This is a genomic window from Photobacterium sp. ABD4_091 (assembly GCF_056160145.1).
Genome location: NZ_JBSWWQ010000002.1, coordinates 664839 through 686188, shown reverse-complemented (window position 1 = coordinate 686188; position 21350 = coordinate 664839). Strand labels below are relative to the sequence as shown.

18 protein-coding genes and 2 pseudogenes are annotated in these 21350 nt (G+C 46.0%); 8 read left to right on the top strand and 12 right to left on the bottom strand.

Annotated elements, in window-relative coordinates:
- Positions 1–60: 60 nt before the first annotated feature.
- Both gcvT and ACXAGQ_RS17365 read right to left on the bottom strand, forming a co-directional pair.
- Entirely contained in the window at positions 61–1179 is a 1119-nt protein-coding gene (gene gcvT, locus ACXAGQ_RS17370) for a glycine cleavage system aminomethyltransferase GcvT (protein ID WP_475255500.1), read from the bottom strand.
- Between the two features lie 364 nt (positions 1180–1543).
- Positions 1544–2179 (bottom strand): helix-turn-helix domain-containing protein, encoded by a 636-nt coding sequence (locus tag ACXAGQ_RS17365; protein WP_475255499.1) that lies wholly within the window; start codon positions 2177–2179, stop codon positions 1544–1546.
- A gap of 571 nt (positions 2180–2750) precedes the next feature.
- On the opposite strand from ACXAGQ_RS17365, the gene ACXAGQ_RS17360 reads away from it, so the two are divergent.
- The 4 genes and pseudogenes from ACXAGQ_RS17360 (at position 2751) to ACXAGQ_RS17345 (ending at position 8289) form a co-directional block, all read left to right on the top strand.
- On the top strand, positions 2751–4046 hold the full coding sequence (locus ACXAGQ_RS17360) for a serine hydroxymethyltransferase (protein WP_475255498.1): 1296 nt from the start codon (positions 2751–2753) through the stop codon (positions 4044–4046).
- Positions 4047–4155: 109 nt separating this feature from the next.
- Entirely contained in the window at positions 4156–4536 is a 381-nt protein-coding gene (gcvH, locus tag ACXAGQ_RS17355; RefSeq protein WP_475243119.1) for a glycine cleavage system protein GcvH, read from the top strand.
- 128 nt (positions 4537–4664) lie between these two features.
- On the top strand, positions 4665–7544 hold the full coding sequence (gene gcvP / locus ACXAGQ_RS17350) for an aminomethyl-transferring glycine dehydrogenase (RefSeq protein WP_475255497.1): 2880 nt from the start codon (positions 4665–4667) through the stop codon (positions 7542–7544).
- Between the two features lie 121 nt (positions 7545–7665).
- A pseudogene (locus ACXAGQ_RS17345) lies at positions 7666–8289 on the top strand (DsbA family protein).
- 130 nt (positions 8290–8419) lie between these two features.
- On the opposite strand, the gene ACXAGQ_RS17340 reads toward ACXAGQ_RS17345, so the two are convergent.
- The gene (locus ACXAGQ_RS17340; protein WP_475255495.1) at positions 8420–8980 is read right to left on the bottom strand and encodes a hypothetical protein; all 561 of its coding nucleotides are present in this window, start codon (positions 8978–8980) and stop codon (positions 8420–8422) included.
- A gap of 82 nt (positions 8981–9062) precedes the next feature.
- Positions 9063–10505, bottom strand: coding sequence for an esterase/lipase family protein (locus ACXAGQ_RS17335; RefSeq protein WP_475255494.1), 1443 nt, complete (start codon positions 10503–10505; stop codon positions 9063–9065).
- A gap of 336 nt (positions 10506–10841) precedes the next feature.
- On the opposite strand from ACXAGQ_RS17335, the gene ACXAGQ_RS17330 reads away from it, so the two are divergent.
- Positions 10842–11642 (top strand): Cof-type HAD-IIB family hydrolase, encoded by an 801-nt coding sequence (locus tag ACXAGQ_RS17330; protein ID WP_475255493.1) that lies wholly within the window; start codon positions 10842–10844, stop codon positions 11640–11642.
- A gap of 70 nt (positions 11643–11712) precedes the next feature.
- Here the strand turns inward: ACXAGQ_RS17330 and ACXAGQ_RS17325 are convergent, their stop codons facing one another.
- The 5 genes and pseudogenes from ACXAGQ_RS17325 to ACXAGQ_RS17305 all read right to left on the bottom strand — a co-directional run bounded on the left by ACXAGQ_RS17325 (position 11713) and on the right by ACXAGQ_RS17305 (position 15262).
- A complete protein-coding gene (locus tag ACXAGQ_RS17325; protein ID WP_475255491.1) occupies positions 11713–12246 on the bottom strand; it encodes a thioesterase family protein in 534 nt (177 codons plus the stop codon).
- A gap of 211 nt (positions 12247–12457) precedes the next feature.
- Positions 12458–13165: pseudogene (locus ACXAGQ_RS17320) on the bottom strand (class I SAM-dependent methyltransferase).
- Positions 13166–13302: 137 nt separating this feature from the next.
- Entirely contained in the window at positions 13303–13620 is a 318-nt protein-coding gene (locus ACXAGQ_RS17315) for an AzlD domain-containing protein (protein ID WP_475255490.1), read from the bottom strand.
- The gene (locus tag ACXAGQ_RS17310) at positions 13617–14339 is read right to left on the bottom strand and encodes an AzlC family ABC transporter permease (protein WP_475255489.1); all 723 of its coding nucleotides are present in this window, start codon (positions 14337–14339) and stop codon (positions 13617–13619) included. Before ACXAGQ_RS17310 ends, ACXAGQ_RS17315 begins: the two co-directional genes overlap by 4 nt.
- An 86-nt stretch (positions 14340–14425) precedes the next feature.
- Entirely contained in the window at positions 14426–15262 is an 837-nt protein-coding gene (locus tag ACXAGQ_RS17305; RefSeq protein WP_475255487.1) for an AraC family transcriptional regulator, read from the bottom strand.
- 227 nt (positions 15263–15489) lie between these two features.
- Here ACXAGQ_RS17305 and ACXAGQ_RS17300 point away from each other — a divergent pair, with 227 nt between their 5' ends.
- Positions 15490–16509 carry a lactonase family protein gene (locus ACXAGQ_RS17300; RefSeq protein WP_475255485.1) on the top strand — a complete coding sequence of 340 codons (1020 nt, stop codon included), beginning with the start codon at positions 15490–15492 and terminating at the stop codon, positions 16507–16509.
- A gap of 127 nt (positions 16510–16636) precedes the next feature.
- Here the strand turns inward: ACXAGQ_RS17300 and ACXAGQ_RS17295 are convergent, their stop codons facing one another.
- The gene (locus ACXAGQ_RS17295) at positions 16637–17284 is read right to left on the bottom strand and encodes an HAD family hydrolase (protein WP_475255484.1); all 648 of its coding nucleotides are present in this window, start codon (positions 17282–17284) and stop codon (positions 16637–16639) included.
- Between the two features lie 373 nt (positions 17285–17657).
- On the opposite strand from ACXAGQ_RS17295, the gene ACXAGQ_RS17290 reads away from it, so the two are divergent.
- On the top strand, positions 17658–18650 hold the full coding sequence (locus ACXAGQ_RS17290; RefSeq protein WP_475255483.1) for an alpha/beta hydrolase: 993 nt from the start codon (positions 17658–17660) through the stop codon (positions 18648–18650).
- 226 nt (positions 18651–18876) lie between these two features.
- The gene (trmY, locus tag ACXAGQ_RS17285) at positions 18877–19473 is read left to right on the top strand and encodes a tRNA (pseudouridine(54)-N(1))-methyltransferase TrmY (RefSeq protein WP_475243141.1); all 597 of its coding nucleotides are present in this window, start codon (positions 18877–18879) and stop codon (positions 19471–19473) included.
- Between the two features lie 53 nt (positions 19474–19526).
- Here the strand turns inward: trmY and ACXAGQ_RS17280 are convergent, their stop codons facing one another.
- Together ACXAGQ_RS17280 and ACXAGQ_RS17275 are read right to left on the bottom strand one after the other, a co-directional pair.
- Positions 19527–20006: a peptide-methionine (S)-S-oxide reductase gene (locus ACXAGQ_RS17280; protein ID WP_475255482.1), complete on the bottom strand. Its 480-nt coding sequence runs from the start codon at positions 20004–20006 to the stop codon at positions 19527–19529.
- 68 nt (positions 20007–20074) lie between these two features.
- Positions 20075–21316 (bottom strand): DEAD/DEAH box helicase, encoded by a 1242-nt coding sequence (locus ACXAGQ_RS17275; RefSeq protein WP_475255480.1) that lies wholly within the window; start codon positions 21314–21316, stop codon positions 20075–20077.
- Positions 21317–21350 lie beyond the last annotated feature (34 nt).

Sequence of the window (21350 nt, the reverse complement as noted above, 5' to 3'; positions counted from 1 at the left end):
CTCCTTTTGAAATCAACAATAAAATCTAATAATTCCAATAATTTATTGGAAAATTATTGATTAACCACGATAGTAGTTTTGAGGAACGAATGGCATTTTTTCTACGGTCATCGGTAGTTTCTTGCCACGTACTTCAGCGAAAATCTCAGTACCGATAACAGCTAGGTCTGTTTTGACATAACCCATCGCTACTGGCGCACCTTTCGTTGGGCCAAAAGTGCCTGATGTAACGATACCGATTTCATTATCATCAGCATCAAATAGCTTGCTACCTTCACGGACAGGCGCTTTTGATTGACCAATCAAACCGATACGTTTACGAGCGACATCTTTAGTTTTGATCTGCTCAAGAATAATATCAGCACCAGGGAAACCGCCTGCACGCTCGCCATCGGCACGGCGCGGCTTGCTAATGCCCCACAACAGGCTACCTTCAACAGGTGTTGTTGTTGTATCGATATCATGGCCGTATAGGCATAGGCCACACTCAAGACGAAGTGAGTCACGGGCACCAAGGCCAATCCACTCTACTTCTTCTTGCCCAAGCAGTTCACGTGCTAGCGCTTCTGCTTTATCCGAAGGCACAGAGATCTCATAGCCGTCTTCACCGGTATAGCCAGAACGGCTGACTAGACACTCAACACCTAATAATTCAACACTTTCTGCATCCATGAAAATCATGTCGCTAACTGATGGGTTCAAGCGAGCCAATACCTGCGCAGCTTTAGGGCCTTGTAATGCCAGCAGAGCACGGTCTTCAATGATTTCCAAAGTGACATCTTCAGGAAGGTGCGCTTTGATGTGGGCAATATCTTGCTCTTTACATGCCGCGTTCACGACAACGAACAGGTGATCGCCGAAGTTTGTCACCATCAGATCATCAAGGATACCACCCTGCTCATTGGTGAAGAACGCATAACGCTGCTTGCCTTCAGGCAGGTCGATAATATCAACAGGAACCAGTGACTCAATCGCTTTTGCTGCGTTTGCACCGTGTAGGCGAAGTTGCCCCATGTGTGATACATCGAATAGACCAGCCGACTCACGGCAATGGATATGTTCTTTACGTACACCCAACGCATACTGTACTGGCATATCATAGCCAGCAAAAGGAACCATCTTGGCGCCCATTTCAATGTGAAGTGCGTGTAGTGGTGTTACCAGTAATTCTTGTGACATACGATTTTACTCCATACACCGCGAGCAATGCGGCGATACTCCATATCAGCTGTTACAACCATGTTATACATGGTTTCTTATAGTAAACAAAGTTTCCTATCATTCAACCGTGCTACATCACACATTTGAATCATAGGCAAATAATCTTGAGTTAACACTTTTTCAAAATAAAAGGAGCCTCACAACAAGCTCCCTTTCTTCCCAAGCAAGCCAGCAATTGTTAAATCACTCAATAGCATTAACAATCAACAGGCCGTTTGGTGATATTCAATAACCATGCGAAACATCATCAACAAAGAACTGTCTATGGTACAAAGCAGTTTCGTTTGCGGTTTTCTCTCCACACCAAAAGTTACACGGTCACTTAAGATGCAGTAACCCACAGTATTAATGCGTCGGCTTCACTGACAGAAGTGAGCATATGTCCCATGTTGGCATCGTAATAGACAGAGTCGCCTTCGCTTAAAGTCACTGGCTCGTAGAATTCTGAATAAAAGGTGATCTCACCATCTAACACCAACAAGAACTCTTCGCCATCATGACGAATCCAATCACTGTAATCCTCAAAAGCCCGCGCTCGAACTTTTGATTTAAAAGGCATCATCTTCTTATTGGTTAACTGCGTCGCCAATAACTCATGTTCATAGGTTGTTGTAGGATGCGGCTTGCCCTGCTCCTTACGGGTAATATCCCTCCGCCCCGTCGCCTTTAGCTGTTTTGGTGGTGCAAAAAGTTGAGGAATATCAATCTCTAACCCACCAGCGAGTTTTTGCATCGCCTGAAATGTCGGTGAAATTTGCTCATTTTCGATTTTTGACAACGTTGAACGAGCAAGCCCAGTTCGTTTACTGGCTTCCTCAAGAGTCAGGCCATGTGCCATACGAATTTCTTTGAGCCGCTTTCCTAGTTGCATTGGCTCAATCTTATCTGCCTTATCAGACTCGAACTCTTTTACGACGGTCATTGATGGATAAACATCAACCTGCTGTTCGTCACTCATTACTTCCCTCCCTGGTAACGACACTTACTTCATTCTGGCATAGCAACTCGGAAACATAAAAGCACATAGGTAAAAAAAATATGACCAATGCATCATATTTGAAATTTAGTTTCCAAAAGGAAACAGAGCAAAAATCAAACGTTCCTCTCGCATTGAATCACACCATAAAATGCATAACTAAGTTAAATCTGGTTCCTTTGTAATTGCGCTGTAGAACGTCATAATCCCTTACACAACAAGGGCTGATATACAAATTTAACCTTTTCAACACAGTTGAAGCCAAGCCACTCTTTAGAAAAAAGTTAACACCATATTAGAAATTTAGTTTGCAAAAGGCAAACGTTTGCGTAAGATTGTGACTACTAAAGTACATGATGTTCCACTATTGGAAATTTTCGTTTAATCGGCTATCTATAATAAGGCATGTTATGCAGTTGTTAGGGTGATACGTTACTCAACGCGTATTACTAGTAATCAGCAACGTGTAACAACAACTATCCATAACAACGATACACGCTTTGGCTCGGAACAAGGGATGACCTTAAAGAGCGCGATTAGAGGATAACGTGAAATGAAAGCTTCATACCAAAACCACGATTTAGAAGTGTTCTTCTCAACCCACCTTGCAGAGGTTGACGGTGCGGTTAACGCAGGTATTGCTGCAGAACTAACACGCCAAAACCAGCAGATCGAGTTGATTGCATCAGAGAACATTGTGTCTAAAGCGGTAATGCAAGCCCAAGGCAGCTGTCTAACCAACAAGTATGCAGAAGGTTATGCTGGTCGCCGTTACTATGGTGGTTGTGAGCATGTCGACGAAGTTGAACGCATCGCTATTGCCCGCGCCAAGCAACTTTTCCAATGTAAATACGTCAACGTTCAGCCTCACTCAGGCGCCCAAGCTAATGGTGCGGTGATGCTAGCTCTTCTTCAGCCAGGCGACACAATTTTAGGTATGTCGCTTGATGCGGGTGGTCACCTAACACACGGTGCACGACCTGCTCTATCAGGCAAATGGTTTGATGCCGTTCAATACGGTGTAGATAAAGAGACTTGTGAGATTGATTACGAGCAGGTTCGCCAACTTGCTATCGAAAGCCAGCCGAAGATGATTATCGCTGGTGGCTCAGCCATCCCTCGCCAGATCGACTTTGCTAAATTCCGTGCCATCGCTGATGAAGTCGGCGCATACCTAATGGTCGATATGGCACACATTGCTGGCCTAATCGCTGCTGGCGAGCACCCTAGCCCAATTCCCCATGCCCACGTTATTACTACCACGACTCACAAAACGCTTCGTGGCCCTCGTGGCGGCATGATTCTGACTAACCTGGAAGACATCAACAAGAAGATCAATTCTGCGGTATTCCCTGGCCTTCAGGGTGGCCCGCTAATGCATGTCATCGCGGGTAAAGCGGTTGCACTAGGCGAAGCCCTAGAGCCGGAATTTAAGTTATATATCAAGAATGTGATCAACAACGCGAAAGTCTTGGCCGAAGTGCTGCAAGCTCGCGGTTGCGATATCGTCACAAACGGTACTGATACACATTTGATGCTGGTTGACCTACGTCCGAAAGGCCTGAAAGGCAACCAAGTTGAAGAAGCACTGGAGCGTGCAGGCATTACCTGTAACAAAAACGGTATACCTTTTGATCCTGAAAAACCAATGGTGACTTCAGGTATCCGCCTTGGTACACCAGCAGGCACTAGCCGTGGCTTTGGTGCTGAAGAATTTAAGCAAATTGGTCAGTGGATCGGCGATGTACTTGACGGTTTGGCAGCAAACCCAGAAAACAACAGCGCCGTTGAACAGAAAGTGAAGCAGCAGGTGCAAAAACTTTGCAGCCGCTTCCCTCTTTACCAATAAGCTGAAGCAATAAAGTTAACTAACACATTTATATAGACATAGCGGCTGGTAAAGCCAGTCGCTGAAACAACTAATAAAATCTGCGGAAAGATTGCGCAAGGAGTTACAAATGGAAAATACACTGAAGTTCGCTGAAAGCCACGAGTGGGTTCGAGACAATGGTGACGGCACTATCACTATGGGCATCTCTGACCACGCTCAGGGTCTTCTTGGTGATGTTGTATTTGTTGACCTACCAGAAGTTGGCGATTCAACAGAAGCTGGCGAGTCTTTCTCTCTTGTTGAGTCAGTCAAAGCCGCATCTGATATCTACGCACCTGTAACTGGTGAAATCGTTGAAGTGAACGAAGAGCTGGAAGACAGCCCTGAGCTTGTAAACGAAGAACCGTACGAAGGCGGCTGGATTGCTAAAATCAAGATTCAGGATGTTGAAGAACTCTCCAACCTGATCGACGCTGAGAAATACCTAGCGAACATCGAAGAAGACTAATTGAGCCGGGCTTTCGTTGTTAATCATCTGAAAGCCCATTTAACACTGATACTCGCTCAACAACTCGATGACCCAAAGCTATTGCAATATGCTCAATGCAATAGGTAGTAACTGTTCAGGAAAGAACCATGACCGACATGACTCTTCTAAATGCTCTAAGTGACGATAAAGAATTTGCAGGTCGTCACAATGGCCCGGATTCGGCACAACAAAAAATCATGCTGGAAACCATTGGCGCTTCAAGCGTCGATCAGCTAATCGATGAAACGGTTCCGGCAGCAATTCGCCTACCAGAGGCAATGCAGCTCGACCTGCCACAAAGCGAAGCGGACATGCTGGCCTCTCTTAAAGCTATCGCCAGCAAAAACATTATCAACCGCAGCTTTATCGGTCAGGGTTACTACAACACCTTTACTCCGAATGTTATTCTACGCAACGTATTGGAAAACCCAGGTTGGTACACGGCTTACACTCCTTACCAGCCAGAAATCTCACAGGGCCGCCTAGAATCACTGCTTAACTACCAGCAAGTGATCATGGATCTAACCGGTATGGAACTGGCTAACGCATCACTTCTTGATGAAGCAACGGCAGCAGCCGAAGCCATGACCCTGTGTCAGCGCGCGAGCAAAAACAAGAGCAAGGCGTTCTTCGTTTCTAACGACTTGCACCCTCAAACCGTTGATGTTGTTCTGACTCGTGCCGGTTACATTGGTATCGAAATCATCCGCGGTGATATCAAAGATCTTGACCAGCACGACGTATTCGGTGCATTGGTTCAATACCCTGGTACTACCGGTAACGTACAAGATCTCACAGACATTATCGAAGCTGCTCACGCCAAGAAAACCTTGGTAGCGGTTGCTTCAGACCTACTAGCCCTTACCCTGCTTAAAGCACCGGGTGAAATGGGTGCAGATGTGGTTATCGGCTCAGCACAGCGCTTCGGCGTACCTATGGGCTTTGGTGGTCCACACGCTGGCTTTATGGCAACTAAAGACAAGCACAAGCGTACTATGCCTGGCCGTGTTATCGGTGTGTCTAAAGATTCCCGTGACAACCAAGCGCTACGTATGGCGATGCAGACGCGTGAGCAACATATCCGCCGTGAGAAAGCAACGTCTAATATCTGTACCGCTCAGGCACTCCTTGCCAACATGGCTGCTTTCTACGCGCTATACCATGGTCCAGAAGGCCTGCGTAAAATTGGCCGCCGTGTACACCACCTAACCGCTATTCTTGCTGCAGGTCTTCGTAACTCTGGCATTGAGCTTGCGAACGACAGCTTCTTCGATACCCTGACACTGAACACTGGCAAGAAAACGACTGAGTTCTATAACAAGGCGCTAGATGCTGGCATTAACCTGCGTAAATACGACGTTCAGTTGGGTATCAGCATTGATGAAACTACCAAGGTTGCCGACATCGAAGAGCTATTGGCTCTATTCAGCGGCGAAAACCTTAAAGCATCAATGTTCACAGCCGACATTGCTAGCGACGAGTTTGCTGCTATCCCTGAAAGCTGCCGTCGTACCAGCCAGTACCTGACTCACCCAGTGTTCAACCAGTACCACAGTGAAACGCTAATGATGCGTTACATGAAGAAACTGGAAAACAAAGATTACTCGCTAACACATGGCATGATCCCACTGGGCAGCTGTACCATGAAGCTAAATGCTGCTGCAGAGATGATCCCGGTTACTTGGCCTGAGTTTGGTGCCCTTCACCCATTTGCGCCTGCAGACCAAGCGAAAGGTTATGCTGAGCTAGCAGACAACCTGTCTAAGATGCTTTGTGAAATCACGGGCTACGATGCATTCTCGCTACAGCCAAACTCTGGTGCTCAGGGTGAATACGCAGGTCTTATCGCAATCCAGCGTTACCATGAAGCCAATGGCGACACACACCGTAATGTTTGTTTGATCCCAAGCTCTGCGCACGGTACTAACCCTGCTTCCGCGGCAATGGTTTCAATGAAAGTTGTGGTTGTAGGCTGTGATGATCAAGGCAACATCGATGTTGAAGATCTTAAAGCGAAGATCGAAAAACACCGTGACAGCCTGTCTTGCATCATGATCACCTACCCGTCTACGCACGGTGTATATGAAGAAGCGGTACAGGAAGTGTGTGAGCTTGTTCATGAAGCGGGTGGTCAGGTTTACCTTGACGGTGCAAACATGAACGCACAGGTTGGCCTAACTAGCCCTGGCTTCATCGGCTCTGACGTTTCTCACCTTAACCTGCACAAGACCTTCTGTATTCCACACGGTGGTGGCGGTCCAGGTATGGGTCCTATCGGTGTTAAATCTCACCTTGCTCCGTTCCTACCGGGCCACGTTGAGAACACTGAAGCTGATCAGCCACAATACTCAGTATCTGCTGCAGACCTTGGCTCTGCGTCAATCCTACCAATCTCTTACGCTTACATTGCGATGATGGGCGAAGAAGGTTTGACGGAAGCAACCAAGCTGGCAATCCTGAACGCTAACTACGTTATGGAACGCCTACGTCCGCACTACCCTGTGCTATACCGTGGTACACATGGCCGCATTGCGCACGAATGTATTATCGACATTCGCCCAATCAAAGAAGCGTCAGGTATCTCGGAAGAAGATGTTGCTAAGCGTCTGATGGACTACGGTTTCCACGCGCCAACCATGTCGTTCCCAGTAGCGGGTACGCTAATGATTGAGCCAACGGAATCTGAGGACATTGCAGAGCTAGACCGCTTCTGTGAGGCTATGATTGCAATCCGCCATGAAATCGCACGTGTTCAAGATGGCGAGTGGGATCTGAAAGACAACCCACTGGTTAACGCACCGCACACCCAAGCTGACATGATGGACGCTGAGTGGAACCGCAGCTACAGCCGCGAACTGGCTTGCTTCCCATCTGCACAGACTAAAGATGCGAAATACTGGCCAACTGCAAACCGTGTCGATAACGTGTTCGGTGACCGTAACCTAGTTTGTTCTTGCCCAAGCATTGATAACTACATTGAAGATTGAGTAAAGACAAAAGGTTTACAGCAACCAAATAGTAATTTGGACTAACCTATCAAAAATGGGCAAACTTCGGTTTGTCCATTTTTTATTTGCGCGAGTAACATCTAACCAAGGAAGGAAGAACATGCCCTCTTCAAAGCCAAAGCTGTATTACGTTTACGACCCAATGTGTTCTTGGTGTTGGGGTTACAAGCCGATCTAGAAGGAAATTTCCGAAGCGATATCCGATGAGGTAGAAATCATCTATGTTGTTGGCGGCCTTGCCCCTGATTCTGACGTGCCTATGCCCGAAATCATGCAACAACAGATTAAGGCTTATTGGAAGAAGATCGAGGACTACCTTGGCACCCAGTTCAATTATGACTTTTGGGTCAAGAACACCCCTCGCCGCTCAACTTATCCCGCCTGTAGAGCACTTCTCGCAGCCCGCTCACAAGGCGCAGAATTAGCAATGTTAAATGTCATTCAAGAAGCCTACTACCTAAATGCCAAAAACCCGAGTGATAACGACGTTCTGCAGAAATTGGCACAAGATATGGGCTTAGATATGGCTCGATTCAACACTGACTTTCTTTCTGAGCAAACTCACCAACGTTTATTGGATGAGATTGCCTTTTCTCGCTCGATCGGCGGTAGTAGTTTCCCTTCATTATTTATTGAAACCTCAGGAAGAATATTCCAATTACCCATTGATTATCAAAATGCAGTAACAACCGTTGGCCAGATCAGAAAGGTCACCGTAAACTGAAAACAAAAAGGCGAACTAAATGGTTCGCCTTTTTGCGTATGTCTGGACTAGAACAAATCCCAACCGATAAGACCATTGACTATTCCAGCAATGGCATCAATTGCTGCGTTGACCGCTTTTCAGCTAGCACCTAGTCATCAACACGCTCCCAAGCCATTACACTGTCGTAATTCACACAACTTTGAGTCACGTCAGATGCATCAGCAATAAATACCTGCTGTTTCTCCGATACTGGGTAGCTTAAATACTCTGAACATTTGGCGCTTTGCCCATTGCCAAGCACAATGCTTGTTCCTGGCTTTAAAGTGCATCGTACAAGCTTATCGAGCGGAGACCATTGATAGCAGATTTCATAAGCTTCTCTATAACCTGCAGTCTTACCTGCCGGGCGGGTAAATGACCACCATTGCCCCAATTGGCTACTGGGGTTAGTACTATTCCAAACCCGGTAAATCGTTACTTCTTGATTGCTTTGATATACTTGCCCCTGACATAACTTCCCTTCAAGAGGCTTACCAATGGCCTGATTCAGTAATGCAGCGTCTTGAACTTCAATAAATTTGTCACTCAGTTCATGGCTAAGTTCTGTCGTTCCTACGCATATTTGATCCTGCGTGCTTGCTGTCGTTACGGGATCACTCGCACACCCCTGGATGCCAACAATAAGCAATCCGATTAAAATCCTTTTCATACTTATTTCTTCCCTTCCTAAGTCGCTGCAACCTTGAGGGCAGCGCGTCAAATACCCACACAGCCCTAGGTTAGTCCACCCACTATGAGTCAACCTGCTTATTAATCGATTGCTGGTTTTTAAAATCATGTCGTGTTTCATGCTTAAATATCACGCCTTCTTTGCGCAATTTCGGGTCGCCCGCCTCATCCAAAAGAAAAACGGCTTGGTCAACACGACGCTGAATCTCAATGTTTATATAGAGGGTTTCATTGGGCTGTAACAGTGTGTTGATCTCTTCTTGTTCAAATCGATACTCAACGGCATGATAAAAACTAAAGCCTTGGGTTGGCCGAGCTATAATCCTGATACCCGTCAGTTGGCTCTTAATGATCACATCGTAATTTATGTAGTAAATAAGGTGATTGGGGCAGGCAGCGTTTTTCTGTCGGTCGACAAAAAAACCTTTCTTAAGTTTGTTTGGATCACGCTCTTGGCCACCAAGCAACACGATATCATAGTCAGTAATCGGCTCTGATTGATCATCATTCAGGACAAAAACCAGGCTAGAGTAACGTTTAGTGCTTTTTTGTGTTTGTTGAGTAAGTGCAGATAATTCCTGCTCCCGTGCCTTATATTTAGCGGATGAATCAACTTGTAAGCATTTTAGGATTTCGGCTAGTTGTGGCTTGTTCGATTTGTCGCTGATGATACTTCGCATTATCCCCTTGTCTTTGCCTGAATGGCTGGCATTAGGAATTACCCCAAGGGCAACAGGTTCGGGACGCTGTGCACTACCAACTAACTTTAGCAAGTTCACTTTAGGTTTTTCTATTCCATGAATAACGGTATCTGTAACATCAGATTCAACTAGCTTAACTGTAGTGAAGTTCATGTTTGCGCCAGAAACCCTGACGACCCCATCTGAGCCAGGTTCAGCGAGATAGCTATTCACGAAGTCGTAAAACTTCTTATCGATGGATTGGCCTGTTAAGACAAATGGGTAAAAATGATTAGCGACTGGTTTGTAGTCAAGGTAGGAAGTTGATAACTCAATTTGCTGCTGGCTTCCCAATGATAACCAATTGAGTATCAATTGACCGGGTTCAACCCCATCAAACCACGCCTTTATTCTACCTACCCTCTGCTTACCGAGCGCTGCTAGTGGTGAGCCATGGTTAGCCGGCGCTAGCATTATCAAATGACGTAGAGGGCTCTGGGACAGATTGGCACTTCCATAGTAGCGATCCAACCATTCTCGAACAACAGGCCCTCCCGTTGAATGGGTGATGCATGAAAACTCGGCGATACCACCAGCATCTGGATCACCACCTTCTGGGATAACATCGCGAAGTGCGCTATCAAACGCACGTATAATATCCCCCATGTTCACAGTATCGTTAAAACTAATGTATCTCCCTAACCAAAGGTGTTTTATTTCAATATCAAGCCCATAGAGAGTTGACTGTTTTGCCATCGCTTCTGGTAAAAGGCCATAGGTATTGGTATCTGTAACGCTCCATCCATGTACAAATATCACAATCATGTAATCACTCCTTTCATACACGTTAAATTTGAGACATTAAAATGCGGTAACTAAAATGTAACAATTGAAATTAATGCTGAAACAACTGCATAAAAACCTAGACTATGGGTGAATAATTTTTTGAGAGGGAGGTCATATAATAAACACTAACCTCTGTTATGTATTTCAACGGACACCAGTACAGTATGAAACGTCGCTAATGACATTTAACTCTATGGCGCGGCTGAGATTATTGGATTGGCTAAAGGCTGTAACGCAGAAAAAACTTGCAGAGAATTGTGACTCATGTAATTTGTCATACTAAATTTAATTGTATTGCCAACAGCTCGGTCAACTATGCCAACTAATAACATCAAATTCATTGCCGTCGATATGGACGGAACCCTACTCGATGAAAATAGCCAGCTACCTGAAGATTTCTATTCGGTATACCAGCAGCTAGAGCAGCGAGAGATTATTTTTGCTGCAGCATCAGGGCGTCAATATTACAGCTTGATGGAGACGTTCGCACCGGTAAGCGCAGATATGATGTTTATTGCTGAAAATGGCACCATGGTGATGCACCAAGGTAAAGAGTTGTACCGCTGCGAAATCGGCAAAGAATCTATTACTGCGATTATTCAGCAAGCGCGTGCTATCGACGGGGCTCATATCGTGTTGTGTGGTACGCAGTCAGCCTACATTGAAACCCAAGACCCACAGGCACTTACAGAGTTCGCGAAGTACTACCACCGCTGCCAGTATGTGGAAGATCTCTTGGACGTCGATGATGACTTCATCAAAGTCGCTATCTGCCATTTTGATGGCACTGAAGAGCATGTTTTCCCAAGCTTTGATCACGAGTTTGGTCAAAGCCATCAGGTGGTAGTCAGTGCCAAAATCTGGCTTGATGTAATGAATGCCGAAGCTTCAAAAGGTGCTGCCATTGAACACTTACAGAATACGCTTGGCTTTAGTTTTGAGCAAACTATGAGCTTTGGTGATTACCTTAATGATCTGGAAATGCTCAAAGCAAGCTACCACTCTTATGCCATGGAAAATGCCCACTCGAAGGTGAAAGAGATTGCGCGTTTCGCAGCACCAAGCCATCGTGATGCGGGTGTAATGACAGTAATCAAGCGCGAGTTGCTCAATTAAGCTTGATTGAAACTAGCCGGAGAGCCCTACTAAGCTCTCCGCTGTTTATTTCCCTAAAGGTATAAGCTGACTACTGACCAATAGGTGGCCAGGGCCTGTGCTGTTCGGAGTCAATCCATTCGGTCACCCACTGTGGCAGTATCGGTGTATTCACCGCCTCGTTCATTGCTTCAAGCAATTCGTGTGGTGAAACCAATCCCTTTTTAGATGTCACCCCCGCCCGAATCAATACAGACGAACACGGTTTGCCGTCTACCCACATAGATTGCTCTACATATAGCCATTTATCGTCCCAGCCGACGCACTGTGAGTACATTTTAACTTTGTGGAACATATGAATGCGTTTTCGATAACGCACCGAGCTGCCAGCAACCACCAATGCCCACCGTTTTTTCGCTAAGGTCTTCATCAAGCCGCAGCGAATCCCCAGCTCAGTACGCCCCAAGTCATACAGGGTAAGCACGCGGCCGTTATTCATTTCATTAAAAATATCGAGATCCCAAGGGCGGCAGGAGAAAGAAATTTCACTTTTGTCGGTAATGTGAACCGGCGAGTTTCGCTTGGCTTGCCACATTACTTTTGCTAGACGCATAAACGGGTACATAATCAGCTCTTCCTTTAACTGTTCTCTTTGTTATATACCACTGACATTTTGGACAATAATGACAATGGCAGGTACCACTATAGAGCAAAAAATCTAAACCCCATCATTATTCTGTCCAAATTGTCGTCTTCCAACAAATATTGTTGAAAATAAGCAATAATAAGGCCGAGTAAATTTACTCGGCTTTTTGCACATCAGCAATCGCTATAGATCAAGTGAGTTTCTGGCACTTAATAAAAATGAAGTTTGGGTTCTTCGATAAGTATTCGTAGCGGCCAGCATCCATTTCCTTGACCTTCTCTGATACTTCACCTTCAGATAGCTTAGTGATCACCAAGCCATTCTGTGTAAGCGCATTCATGATTTCGGTCAGCGAACGGCGATAAAAGCTTACTTGAACCGGTTTACCTACTGTATTCCACTCTTCTTGCACTAATTCGCGCTCAAAGTAGTTGCCGCTTTGTGTGCATTCAAAATCGGCAAACGGATGGTGGGTTGAAAACACAAACGAACCACCAGTTCTTAAGACACGATTCACATCACTGAACAACGGATTCAGATCTTCCAGGTAATGCACCATCAGCGGAGAAATAACCAAATCAGCGCTGGCATCTTTTTCTTTCGGTAGCCCTTTTGAAAGATTCTGAGCATAAGCAATTACCTTATCGGTTAGCTGTGCATTTTGTGCCTTACTCGCGACCAACTGAACCATTTCTTCAGAGTAATCAATACAAGTAACGTGTTTGGCGCCGTGCTCAAGCAAGTATTTTGCATAGACTCCCTAGCCACAGCCAAGATCGAGCACATCAAGATCGTTTAGGGCTGGCAGCATAGCTTGAAGCGTTGGTCGCTCTAAATGAGCGTTATAGATGTTGTCTTGAATAACTTCGTCATATTCGCTAGCGAATGTTGAGTACATCTTTGATTTCATAATACCTTCTCTGCTTAAGAATGCCGCGGTAAGGGGATGCATGTTTTACAGTATCAACTATTCAACAGCAATAGATGTAATGTGATCTTGCTCATAGTGATACAGTTTAAAACACAGCTAACCCTCTAAAATATCACCAGATTCAATATCAGAAACACAACCATACTCACTACAGTAGTCAGCAGGACATTTTTTGTTCTCCAGGCGAGGATTGCGGCTAGTAGTGCAGATACCAAATACGGGTTATCAAAAGCTAGCCACAACCCTTCCCCTTCGGGCATAAATACGATGGGTGCCCAAATCGCTGTCAGTACTGCTGGGCTTGAGTATTTCAGCAAGCGCTGCAATTCAGAGTTTATTTTGAGTGGCAGTTTAGGCTCTAAGAACAAATAACGACTCAAAAATACCAACGACGTCAGCACTAAAATCGATATAATAATCATCCCTGCTCTCCTCGCCATTTCTCAGCAAAGTAGCCCGCTAGCATGCCGCCTAGACTTGCGATCATTAACGCCCCACCAATCTCGAAGTAGTTCAAGGTAATTGATAAGCCAAGTGCAGCCAACACTGCAACAACTACCGGGAGGTTTATGACATGCGGTATCACCAAGGCAATAAACGTTGCCGCAACAGCAAACTCAAGTCCTAGCTCATTCAGCGCTGGGATATAACTACCAGCGACAATCCCAACCAGCGTCGCCGCATTCCACGCCAAATAGAAACTCAAACCCGCGCCTAACGCATACCAACGGTTAAATTGCTTTATTGATTGCTGACCACAGATGGCAAATAACTCATCGGTTAAAAGAAAACCCAGCCCCAAACGCCATCGCAATGGCAACGGGCTGATTTTCTCTCGCATCGATACGCTGTAGAGAAAGTGCCGTGAGGTAATAAAGAAAGTCGCCAGCATCATGGTAAGCAGTCCAGCCCCGGCCTTGAACATACCTGTCGCCACTAGTTGCGCCGATCCCGCAAATAAAATGGCTGACATCGCTTGGCTTTCCCAAGGGTTCAGTCCGGCATCAATCGCAAAAGACCCTGCCAATAGTCCCCATGGGATAACCGCAATGCTCAGTGGCAACATGGCTACAGCACCCTGACCAAATAAATACGATCTTCGGGTTTGGTCTAAATCATCCACTAACGTTGTATCCACCATGTCTCATTCTTCTTTGTTTCGAAATCATGCCTTCATCTCGCCAAAAAAACGTAATCAATACTTGTACAAAATTGCCCAATTCATAGTTAGCTTAGTGAGTGGGTGTATTGCTTGGGGGTTATGCCCATCGCACGCTTGAAATGGCGATGGAAGTGACTTTGATCATGAAAACCCGCTTCCTGTGCAGCATCTGAAATTGAATGTCCTGATTTCAGCAGCTTCTTAGCATAGCGTAAGCGACTTTGGATCTGGTATGCATGGGGAGGAAGACCAAACTCTTTTTGAAATGCCCGAACTAAATAGTAAGGACTATAGCCTGCTAAAGAAGCAAGCTCTTCCAGTGACACATCTGCTTGCGGAAAATCATCAAGAAACGTTTTCACCAACAGCACTTGCTTCTGACCACGAGTCCGCGGTTCAAACTCACTGCGGGTTTTGCTGTGCCTAGCCATTAGCTTAACAAGCGCACCATATACCAGGGTTTCACGTAATGGGCGATTGTCAGAGTTTTCCAGGGTAGAAAAAACCAAACGTAGCTGCTGAGCAACCTCGGGATCATGCACCACGGGTTCAGGAAAGTAAGGCACTGACGGATGGGAGCCTATCCCCTCTGTCATCGCGGCGAACTGCTCTGGCAACGGGTACATCGCCCTATATTCCCAGCCTCCTTCCGTTGCAGCATGACCGGTGTGTACCTCATCGGCATTGACCAAGATGATATGATCTTTGGGTGCAACATGGTTGCCACCGGTGCGGTAAAAACGCTGCGCACCTTTTTCAATCACGCCTATGGTGTAACCTTCATGGCTGTGGCGTGAAAAATTCTGGCGCTTGTATTTGGCCTGCAATAGTTCAAGGCCGCCCAGTTCATCGGCTATTGAGAAACTCGCATCCTCTTTGAATTTCTTTGTTTTCTCTGACATTGCTCACTCACTTTTCCTGTGATGCCAGTCTAGCTTAACGACCTTTGTGAATTTTGTACAAAATTGCCCTATTCAAATCAATCTCACTTAAAGCAACAAACAATATTTGCAGCCAAACCAGTCAACTGCTTCACATTTTGGCGCTATAAAGCCTTAAACTCATTGCTGTTAACGTGGTCAAAAGGCATCGTATGGACAGTTTTTTTAGTTGTTTTTCAAGGCTGTTCATGACAACTCACAATCATCTGCACTTTTATGTCGGTACTTATACCGATGCACCAAGTACCAGTACAGGTATTGCCCACATCAAGTTAGACCCTGCATCGGGTAAACTGACCCGCTGCGAAGATTTAACCTCGCTTCGTAATCCTTCTTACCTAACCACCACGGCTAATAGCCTCTATAGCTTCAGTGAAATATCTCAAGAAGAAGGGGCGGCGCTTCAGTTTTCGTCAGATATCGGCAATGCTTTCTTACCTATCGCAGGAGATTACCCTTGCCATGTAGATACCAAAGCCCCCTACCTTGCTGTTGCAAACTACGGTTCAGGTAATGTCTCTGTTTATCTGCTCGATGATAACGGTAGGCCCTTAAAAGCTGTTGCAAACTTATACGAAGATGGTTGTGGGCCAAATACTGACCGGCAGACAGCCCCTCATGCTCATCAGGTCACCTTCTTAGCACATTCTAATCAACTGGCCGTTGTTGATCTCGGCTCTGATCGTATTAGGTTTTACCAATACGATGACAAGCACTCATTCCAATTAGTTCAAAGCATTGCCATGCAAGCAGGCTCTGGGCCACGCCACATGGTATTTACCCACAATGAAAATCGCGCTTACGTCGTATGTGAGCTCTCTGAAACGCTTATCACTATAGACAGGCAAGGCAAAAGTTGGCAGGTATCTGAGCAATGCGAGCTATTACCGGGTGTGGCTAGCGGCGAAGCGGCATCGGCTATCCACCTTTCGGGAGATGAGAAATACCTCTATGTGTCCTGTCGAGCACAGAACAAAATCAGTACTTTTGACGTTTCTGGCGAGCAGCCGAAGCATCTCAATGCCTATGATTGCCATGGAGAATTTCCAAGAGATTTTACCCTTTCCGAAGATGGTCAATGGCTAATCGTTGCCAACCAGCATTCAAACAATATCGTGAGTTTCCACCATAACATTGAAACGGGAGAAATCACTCCAACAGGCTATCAGTGCAGCGTTGACGCACCTGTTTGTTTGGTTGAAGTTTGAATAACGGAAAAGACAGGCTTACTTACCTAACTCCCTGTATCGAAATAAGAATAAACCTTCGAGCTAAGAAAAAGCCTCTGTTCAAAATCAGAGGCTTTGGCTTTGGCTTTGGCTTTGGAGCTTAGACTTATGCCGATTTCAGCTCAGCTAGTACATCGCACAGCGAAGGGACAATCGCATGGCCAAACTGACGCACTTCTTCGCAAGGCTCGACCAAATCAGGGATTTGGTAAGTTTTCATTTTCGCTGCAACGGCGGCGCGAACACCATTGTTTGAGTCCTCAAAAGCCAGACAGTGCTCAGGCTCTACATTAAGACGGCTGGCCGCAAGCTGATAAATCTCTGGATGAGGCTTACCGTTAGCCACTTCACACCCCGTAGTGAGGTTATCAAAGTACTTGGCAATACCCGCTAGTTCTAACTTTGTTTTGGCAACATCTTTGGCGGTAGACGTCGCGATAGCAATCGGCGTACCTTGCGATTTAAGCCACTCCAATAGCTCTATCACTCCCTCTTTTATCGGGATTGCTTGATGCTTTACCACTGCAGTGTAACGAGTACGCCACTCGCTATGCAGGCGGTCTAAATCATCGCCATAGGTTTTGCGGAAAATCACCTCGATTCCCGCCGCGTTACGGCCAATGATAGAAAGGTAAACATCTTCATGAAATGGAAGGTTTTGTACCTCACATGCTTCTTTAAAGATACGCATACAGACGCGTTCCGTATCGAGAAGCAAACCATCCATATCGAAAATAGCAGCTTGATAGTTCATTACATTACAGATTTCTTGATGGAGACAGCACATTTTGACATAAGCACACAACTTTTTCCTGAATAATAACGTAATAAATAGCGTCTTAATCCTCTATTCATATTCAGAATGGTAGCCTTAACCCGACAAACAATAACGTTACTCAATACATCGCCATGAAACCAACTAAGACAATAATACTCAGTGCGACTGTTGCCGCGTTTACCCTAGCCGGTTGCCAAAGCACTGTAGAACATCCACTATATCAACCTTCAGGCAGCCAGACAGTCAAAAGCTACAAGTCTTTGATGAGTACCTTGGCAAAACTGAACGGCAACTCACCCAGCATCGCTACTTTTTGACTGACAACAAGCAGCTGGAAATAAAGGCAAACATGCCTTTTGAGGTGGAGCCTCGCTCACAACCTGGCCATTCACAAGCAGCCCTGCCTTCTGACACGCCACGAAAAGGGATACTACTGATTCACGGTTTGGGCGATTCCCCGTGGTCTTTTGTCGATATCAGCCAATCATTTGCTGATAGCGGTTTCCTAGTCAGGACTGTTTTACTTGATGGCCATGGCACACGCCCAGCAGATATGATGAATGCAGATCATGAGCAGTGGCAAAAGCTCGTTGATAAACAGGTACAATTACTGGAACAAGAGGTCGATGAGGTTTATTTAGGCGGATTTTCAACAGGGGGGAACCTTGCCTACCTTCATGCGGCTGATAATCCGGAGATATCTGGGCTGATGCTGTTTTCACCTGGTTTTCAATCCAATGAGCCGATGGCATTTATGACCCCTTTGCTTTCAACAGTAAGACCTTGGCTGCGCACAAACATCCCCAATGGCGAAACCAACTATACGCGCTACAGCAACATGCCCACCAATGGCTTTGCCCAGTATTACCACACCAGCAAAGCGACCATGGAAGATTTAGACAAACGGCATTTTGACCGCCCTACGTTCATGGTTGTGACTGAGCATGACAGTGTATTTGATACCAAGGCTATCCGAGAAGTGTTTCAAACTCGATTCACCCACCCTGACAACAAGCTAATGTGGTTTGGCACGAGCCCCGAACCTGCAGAAGATAATGTCGTTTATCTAAACAGCCGAGTACCCGAATTACGGATAAGTAATATGTCCCATATGGGCGTCTTATACTCACCGGATAACCATTATTACGGTATCTATGGTAGTGAAACAATTTGCCGTAACGGGCAAGAATCGCAAGAGGCAGAAGATTACTGCCGCTCTGGCGGTGAAGTCTGGTACAGCGCTTGGGATCACCGAGAACCGAATAAAGTACACGCTAGGCTGACATTCAACCCGTATTACGATCAGATGATAGATACAATCACAGAGGTATTTGAGCTCTAGGCCGTTTGCTTGGGCTCTAGGCAGTTTACTTCTGCTCTGGCAGTTAGTATTAGATGTCAGGTGGCCTTTTTATCGTCAGTCGTATTACCTCAGTTAGCACAAAGGCATTATTTCAGTTACATCTCACAGCAAAGGTGCGATAATCTTGCACCTCTGATTACCGAGAGTTCTCGACTGATTATCAGATCCCTGATTCAAAAGTATTTTTTCTGTAGGACATTCTTCAATGCGCGCCTTTGTATTACGAGCCCGATCCGCTCCTACCGACAGCCAGCTACTACTGGCTTCAGTTGGCCAAGAAGCTCACACCGAAATTTTGGCCCACACCCTAATGAACTCGATCTTTGTGGCGCAATCGCACCGTGAAGATGTGATTGTTCACCTGGTACTGGAAAGTACCCAGGACTTCTCCCGCACAGTGACGTTTGTTGCCAATGAAATGACCAATATCGGTGGTTTCCATGAGCAAGCACTGCTAAGCAAAGTCGCTAAAGCACTCGATGCATCACGTGGGATGACCAAAGAGCAAGAACGTCAAGTCGAACCAGGTATTACCGTTCGCACGCTAAGCTTCGAAAAGCTTGTGAAAGATCTAGCTGAAGATTACCAGCTATACATGATGGACAAGAAAGGAGCTTCAATCCGCGAACAAGAGTTCAGCGGCAACTCCTGCTTCCTGTTGACCGACCACATTCCAATGCCGAAGAAGACTTTCAAAAGCTTGGAACGCCTCGGCACCCAGAAGATCAGCTTAGGTCCGAAGATGATCTTCGCTTCTCAATGTGTGGTGCTGATCCATAACGAATTGGATCTTTGCGAATAACCGCCCCAGGCTATATACATTAAGCCCGAGTCAATCAGATTGGCTCGGTTTTTTCATTTTGCACTCTTGTATTTGTGCAGTAAATCCAACGGAATGTGGCAATAGTCGTTAGGAAAGCGCGTTAATCTGTCTTGGTGCTCTTCATCGCTTTTCACATAGTTGGTCAAAGGAAGCACTTCAACCGCGATACGATCTTTATCTACGCGGGCATTAATATACGCCTTAGCTAACAGAAGATGGTCCGGGTCTTTGCTATACACGCCTGTACGGTACTTTTCGCCAACATCCTCACCCTGCTTGTTAATACTGTAGGGGTCAATAATCTCGAACAAGTAGCCGATTAACTGCTCAACGCTCACGATCTTGGCGTCAAACTGAATCTGAACGCATTCGGCGTAACCATCGTAGTCACTTTGTGTTGTTTGCGTCGTACCATTTGCTCGGCCGGCCTCGGTAGCAATCACTCCGGGTAGGTGTTTCATAAACTCCTGAACACCCCAAAGGCAGCCGCCAGCAAAATAAATTTGTTCCATTCGAGTCTCCTGAGTTCTCAGGCTGATTATCTAACCATTGACGGCTCAATAGCAAGGAGTGACTACCATTAGCTCGTTTTTCTTTTTGGTTTGAACTGCTTAATACTCCGCTTAGCTTGGCTACGACGGTTAGCTTTTTTATCGCGTGGCGGCCGCTTACGTTCTGTGTTTGATGTAAGATCAGCAGGTTTATCCGTTACAGGGAAACCTTCAAGCTCTGTCGTTTCCATCGGCCTCCCCGTAAGCTTGCGGATAGCACTCAGGGCTAGCGTTTCACCGTGGCATACCAAGGAGATGGCGAGGCCATTATTACCTGCACGAGCCGTTCGCCCCACACGGTGAACATATACAGCTGCATTTTCAGGAAGATCAGCGTTGATCACGACTGGCAGCGCATCAACATGGATGCCTCGCGATAGTAAATCAGTGGTTATTAGCACCTGCGTTTTTTGTACTTTAAAGTCTGCCAATGTCTGCTCACGCATAGTTTGCTCTTTATCACCATGCAGCGCATCCACGCTGATACCCGCTTTTGACAGGCGTTTTGTCAGATTATCCGCAGCCTTCTTTTCACTAACAAAGACCAATACTTGCGGCCAGTTATTCTGCTTCAATAAGGCAATCAAGGCTTGAGGTTTGCTGCCTTTATTGACCAAATAAAGCTGCTCATGAATGTCTTCAACGACACTATTTTTCGTATTGGCCATAACACGCTCAGGTTTGTACATTAAACCCAATGCAGCTTTCTCTAACGTTTCAGGCAGCGTTGCTGAAAACAACAAGGTCTGTCTCGCAGCCGGAGCGAAAGAAAAGATCTTCTGGACATCAGGCCAAAAGCCCATTTCTAATAAGCGGTCGGCCTCATCAAGGGCAAACTGTGATAGGGATTTAAGCGAAATCAGCTCTTTGCTTAGAAAGTCCAACAAGCGCCCTGGCGTCGCAACGACTACCTGGGCGCCCTGCTCTACCTCTGCCTGTTGCGACTCTGGAGATACGCCACCGCAAAGCATGGCTACCTGTATACCCAACTTAACGCCAACTTCTTTCAAAGAGTCAGTCACCTGGGAGGCGAGCTCACGGGTTGGCACCAAGACCAAACTCTGAACCTGTTTCAGCTCGGTATCCACTCGCTGCAACATAGGCAGGCCGAAAGCATAGGTTTTACCGCTTCCAGTTTGTGCCAGTGCCAACAAATCACTTCCCTTGATAATGGTAGGGATCGCAAGACGTTGAATGTCGGTTGGTTTAGTCAGCTGGGATGGCAGTGCATCCAGTACCGACTTATTTAGCTGCAGTGAAGCAAATGTCATGGTAATTAACTATCACAATAGAAAAATTGGATGC

Excerpts from the sequence above, each read along its gene's own strand:
- gcvT (WP_475255500.1), bottom strand. The coding sequence starts at position 1,179 with ATGTCACAAGAATTACTGGTAACACCACTACACGCACTTCACATTGAA.
- ACXAGQ_RS17365 (WP_475255499.1), bottom strand. The coding sequence starts at position 2,179 with ATGAGTGACGAACAGCAGGTTGATGTTTATCCATCAATGACCGTCGTA.
- ACXAGQ_RS17360 (WP_475255498.1), top strand. The coding sequence starts at position 2,751 with ATGAAAGCTTCATACCAAAACCACGATTTAGAAGTGTTCTTCTCAACC.
- gcvH (WP_475243119.1), top strand. The coding sequence starts at position 4,156 with ATGGAAAATACACTGAAGTTCGCTGAAAGCCACGAGTGGGTTCGAGAC.
- gcvP (WP_475255497.1), top strand. The coding sequence starts at position 4,665 with ATGACCGACATGACTCTTCTAAATGCTCTAAGTGACGATAAAGAATTT.
- ACXAGQ_RS17340 (WP_475255495.1), bottom strand. The coding sequence starts at position 8,980 with ATGAAAAGGATTTTAATCGGATTGCTTATTGTTGGCATCCAGGGGTGT.
- ACXAGQ_RS17335 (WP_475255494.1), bottom strand. The coding sequence starts at position 10,505 with ATGATTGTGATATTTGTACATGGATGGAGCGTTACAGATACCAATACC.
- ACXAGQ_RS17330 (WP_475255493.1), top strand. The coding sequence starts at position 10,842 with ATGCCAACTAATAACATCAAATTCATTGCCGTCGATATGGACGGAACC.
- ACXAGQ_RS17325 (WP_475255491.1), bottom strand. The coding sequence starts at position 12,246 with ATGTACCCGTTTATGCGTCTAGCAAAAGTAATGTGGCAAGCCAAGCGA.
- ACXAGQ_RS17315 (WP_475255490.1), bottom strand. The coding sequence starts at position 13,620 with ATGATTATTATATCGATTTTAGTGCTGACGTCGTTGGTATTTTTGAGT.
- ACXAGQ_RS17310 (WP_475255489.1), bottom strand. The coding sequence starts at position 14,339 with ATGGTGGATACAACGTTAGTGGATGATTTAGACCAAACCCGAAGATCG.
- ACXAGQ_RS17305 (WP_475255487.1), bottom strand. The coding sequence starts at position 15,262 with ATGTCAGAGAAAACAAAGAAATTCAAAGAGGATGCGAGTTTCTCAATA.
- ACXAGQ_RS17300 (WP_475255485.1), top strand. The coding sequence starts at position 15,490 with ATGACAACTCACAATCATCTGCACTTTTATGTCGGTACTTATACCGAT.
- ACXAGQ_RS17295 (WP_475255484.1), bottom strand. The coding sequence starts at position 17,284 with ATGAACTATCAAGCTGCTATTTTCGATATGGATGGTTTGCTTCTCGAT.
- ACXAGQ_RS17290 (WP_475255483.1), top strand. The coding sequence starts at position 17,658 with ATGCCTTTTGAGGTGGAGCCTCGCTCACAACCTGGCCATTCACAAGCA.
- trmY (WP_475243141.1), top strand. The coding sequence starts at position 18,877 with ATGCGCGCCTTTGTATTACGAGCCCGATCCGCTCCTACCGACAGCCAG.
- ACXAGQ_RS17280 (WP_475255482.1), bottom strand. The coding sequence starts at position 20,006 with ATGGAACAAATTTATTTTGCTGGCGGCTGCCTTTGGGGTGTTCAGGAG.
- ACXAGQ_RS17275 (WP_475255480.1), bottom strand. The coding sequence starts at position 21,316 with ATGACATTTGCTTCACTGCAGCTAAATAAGTCGGTACTGGATGCACTG.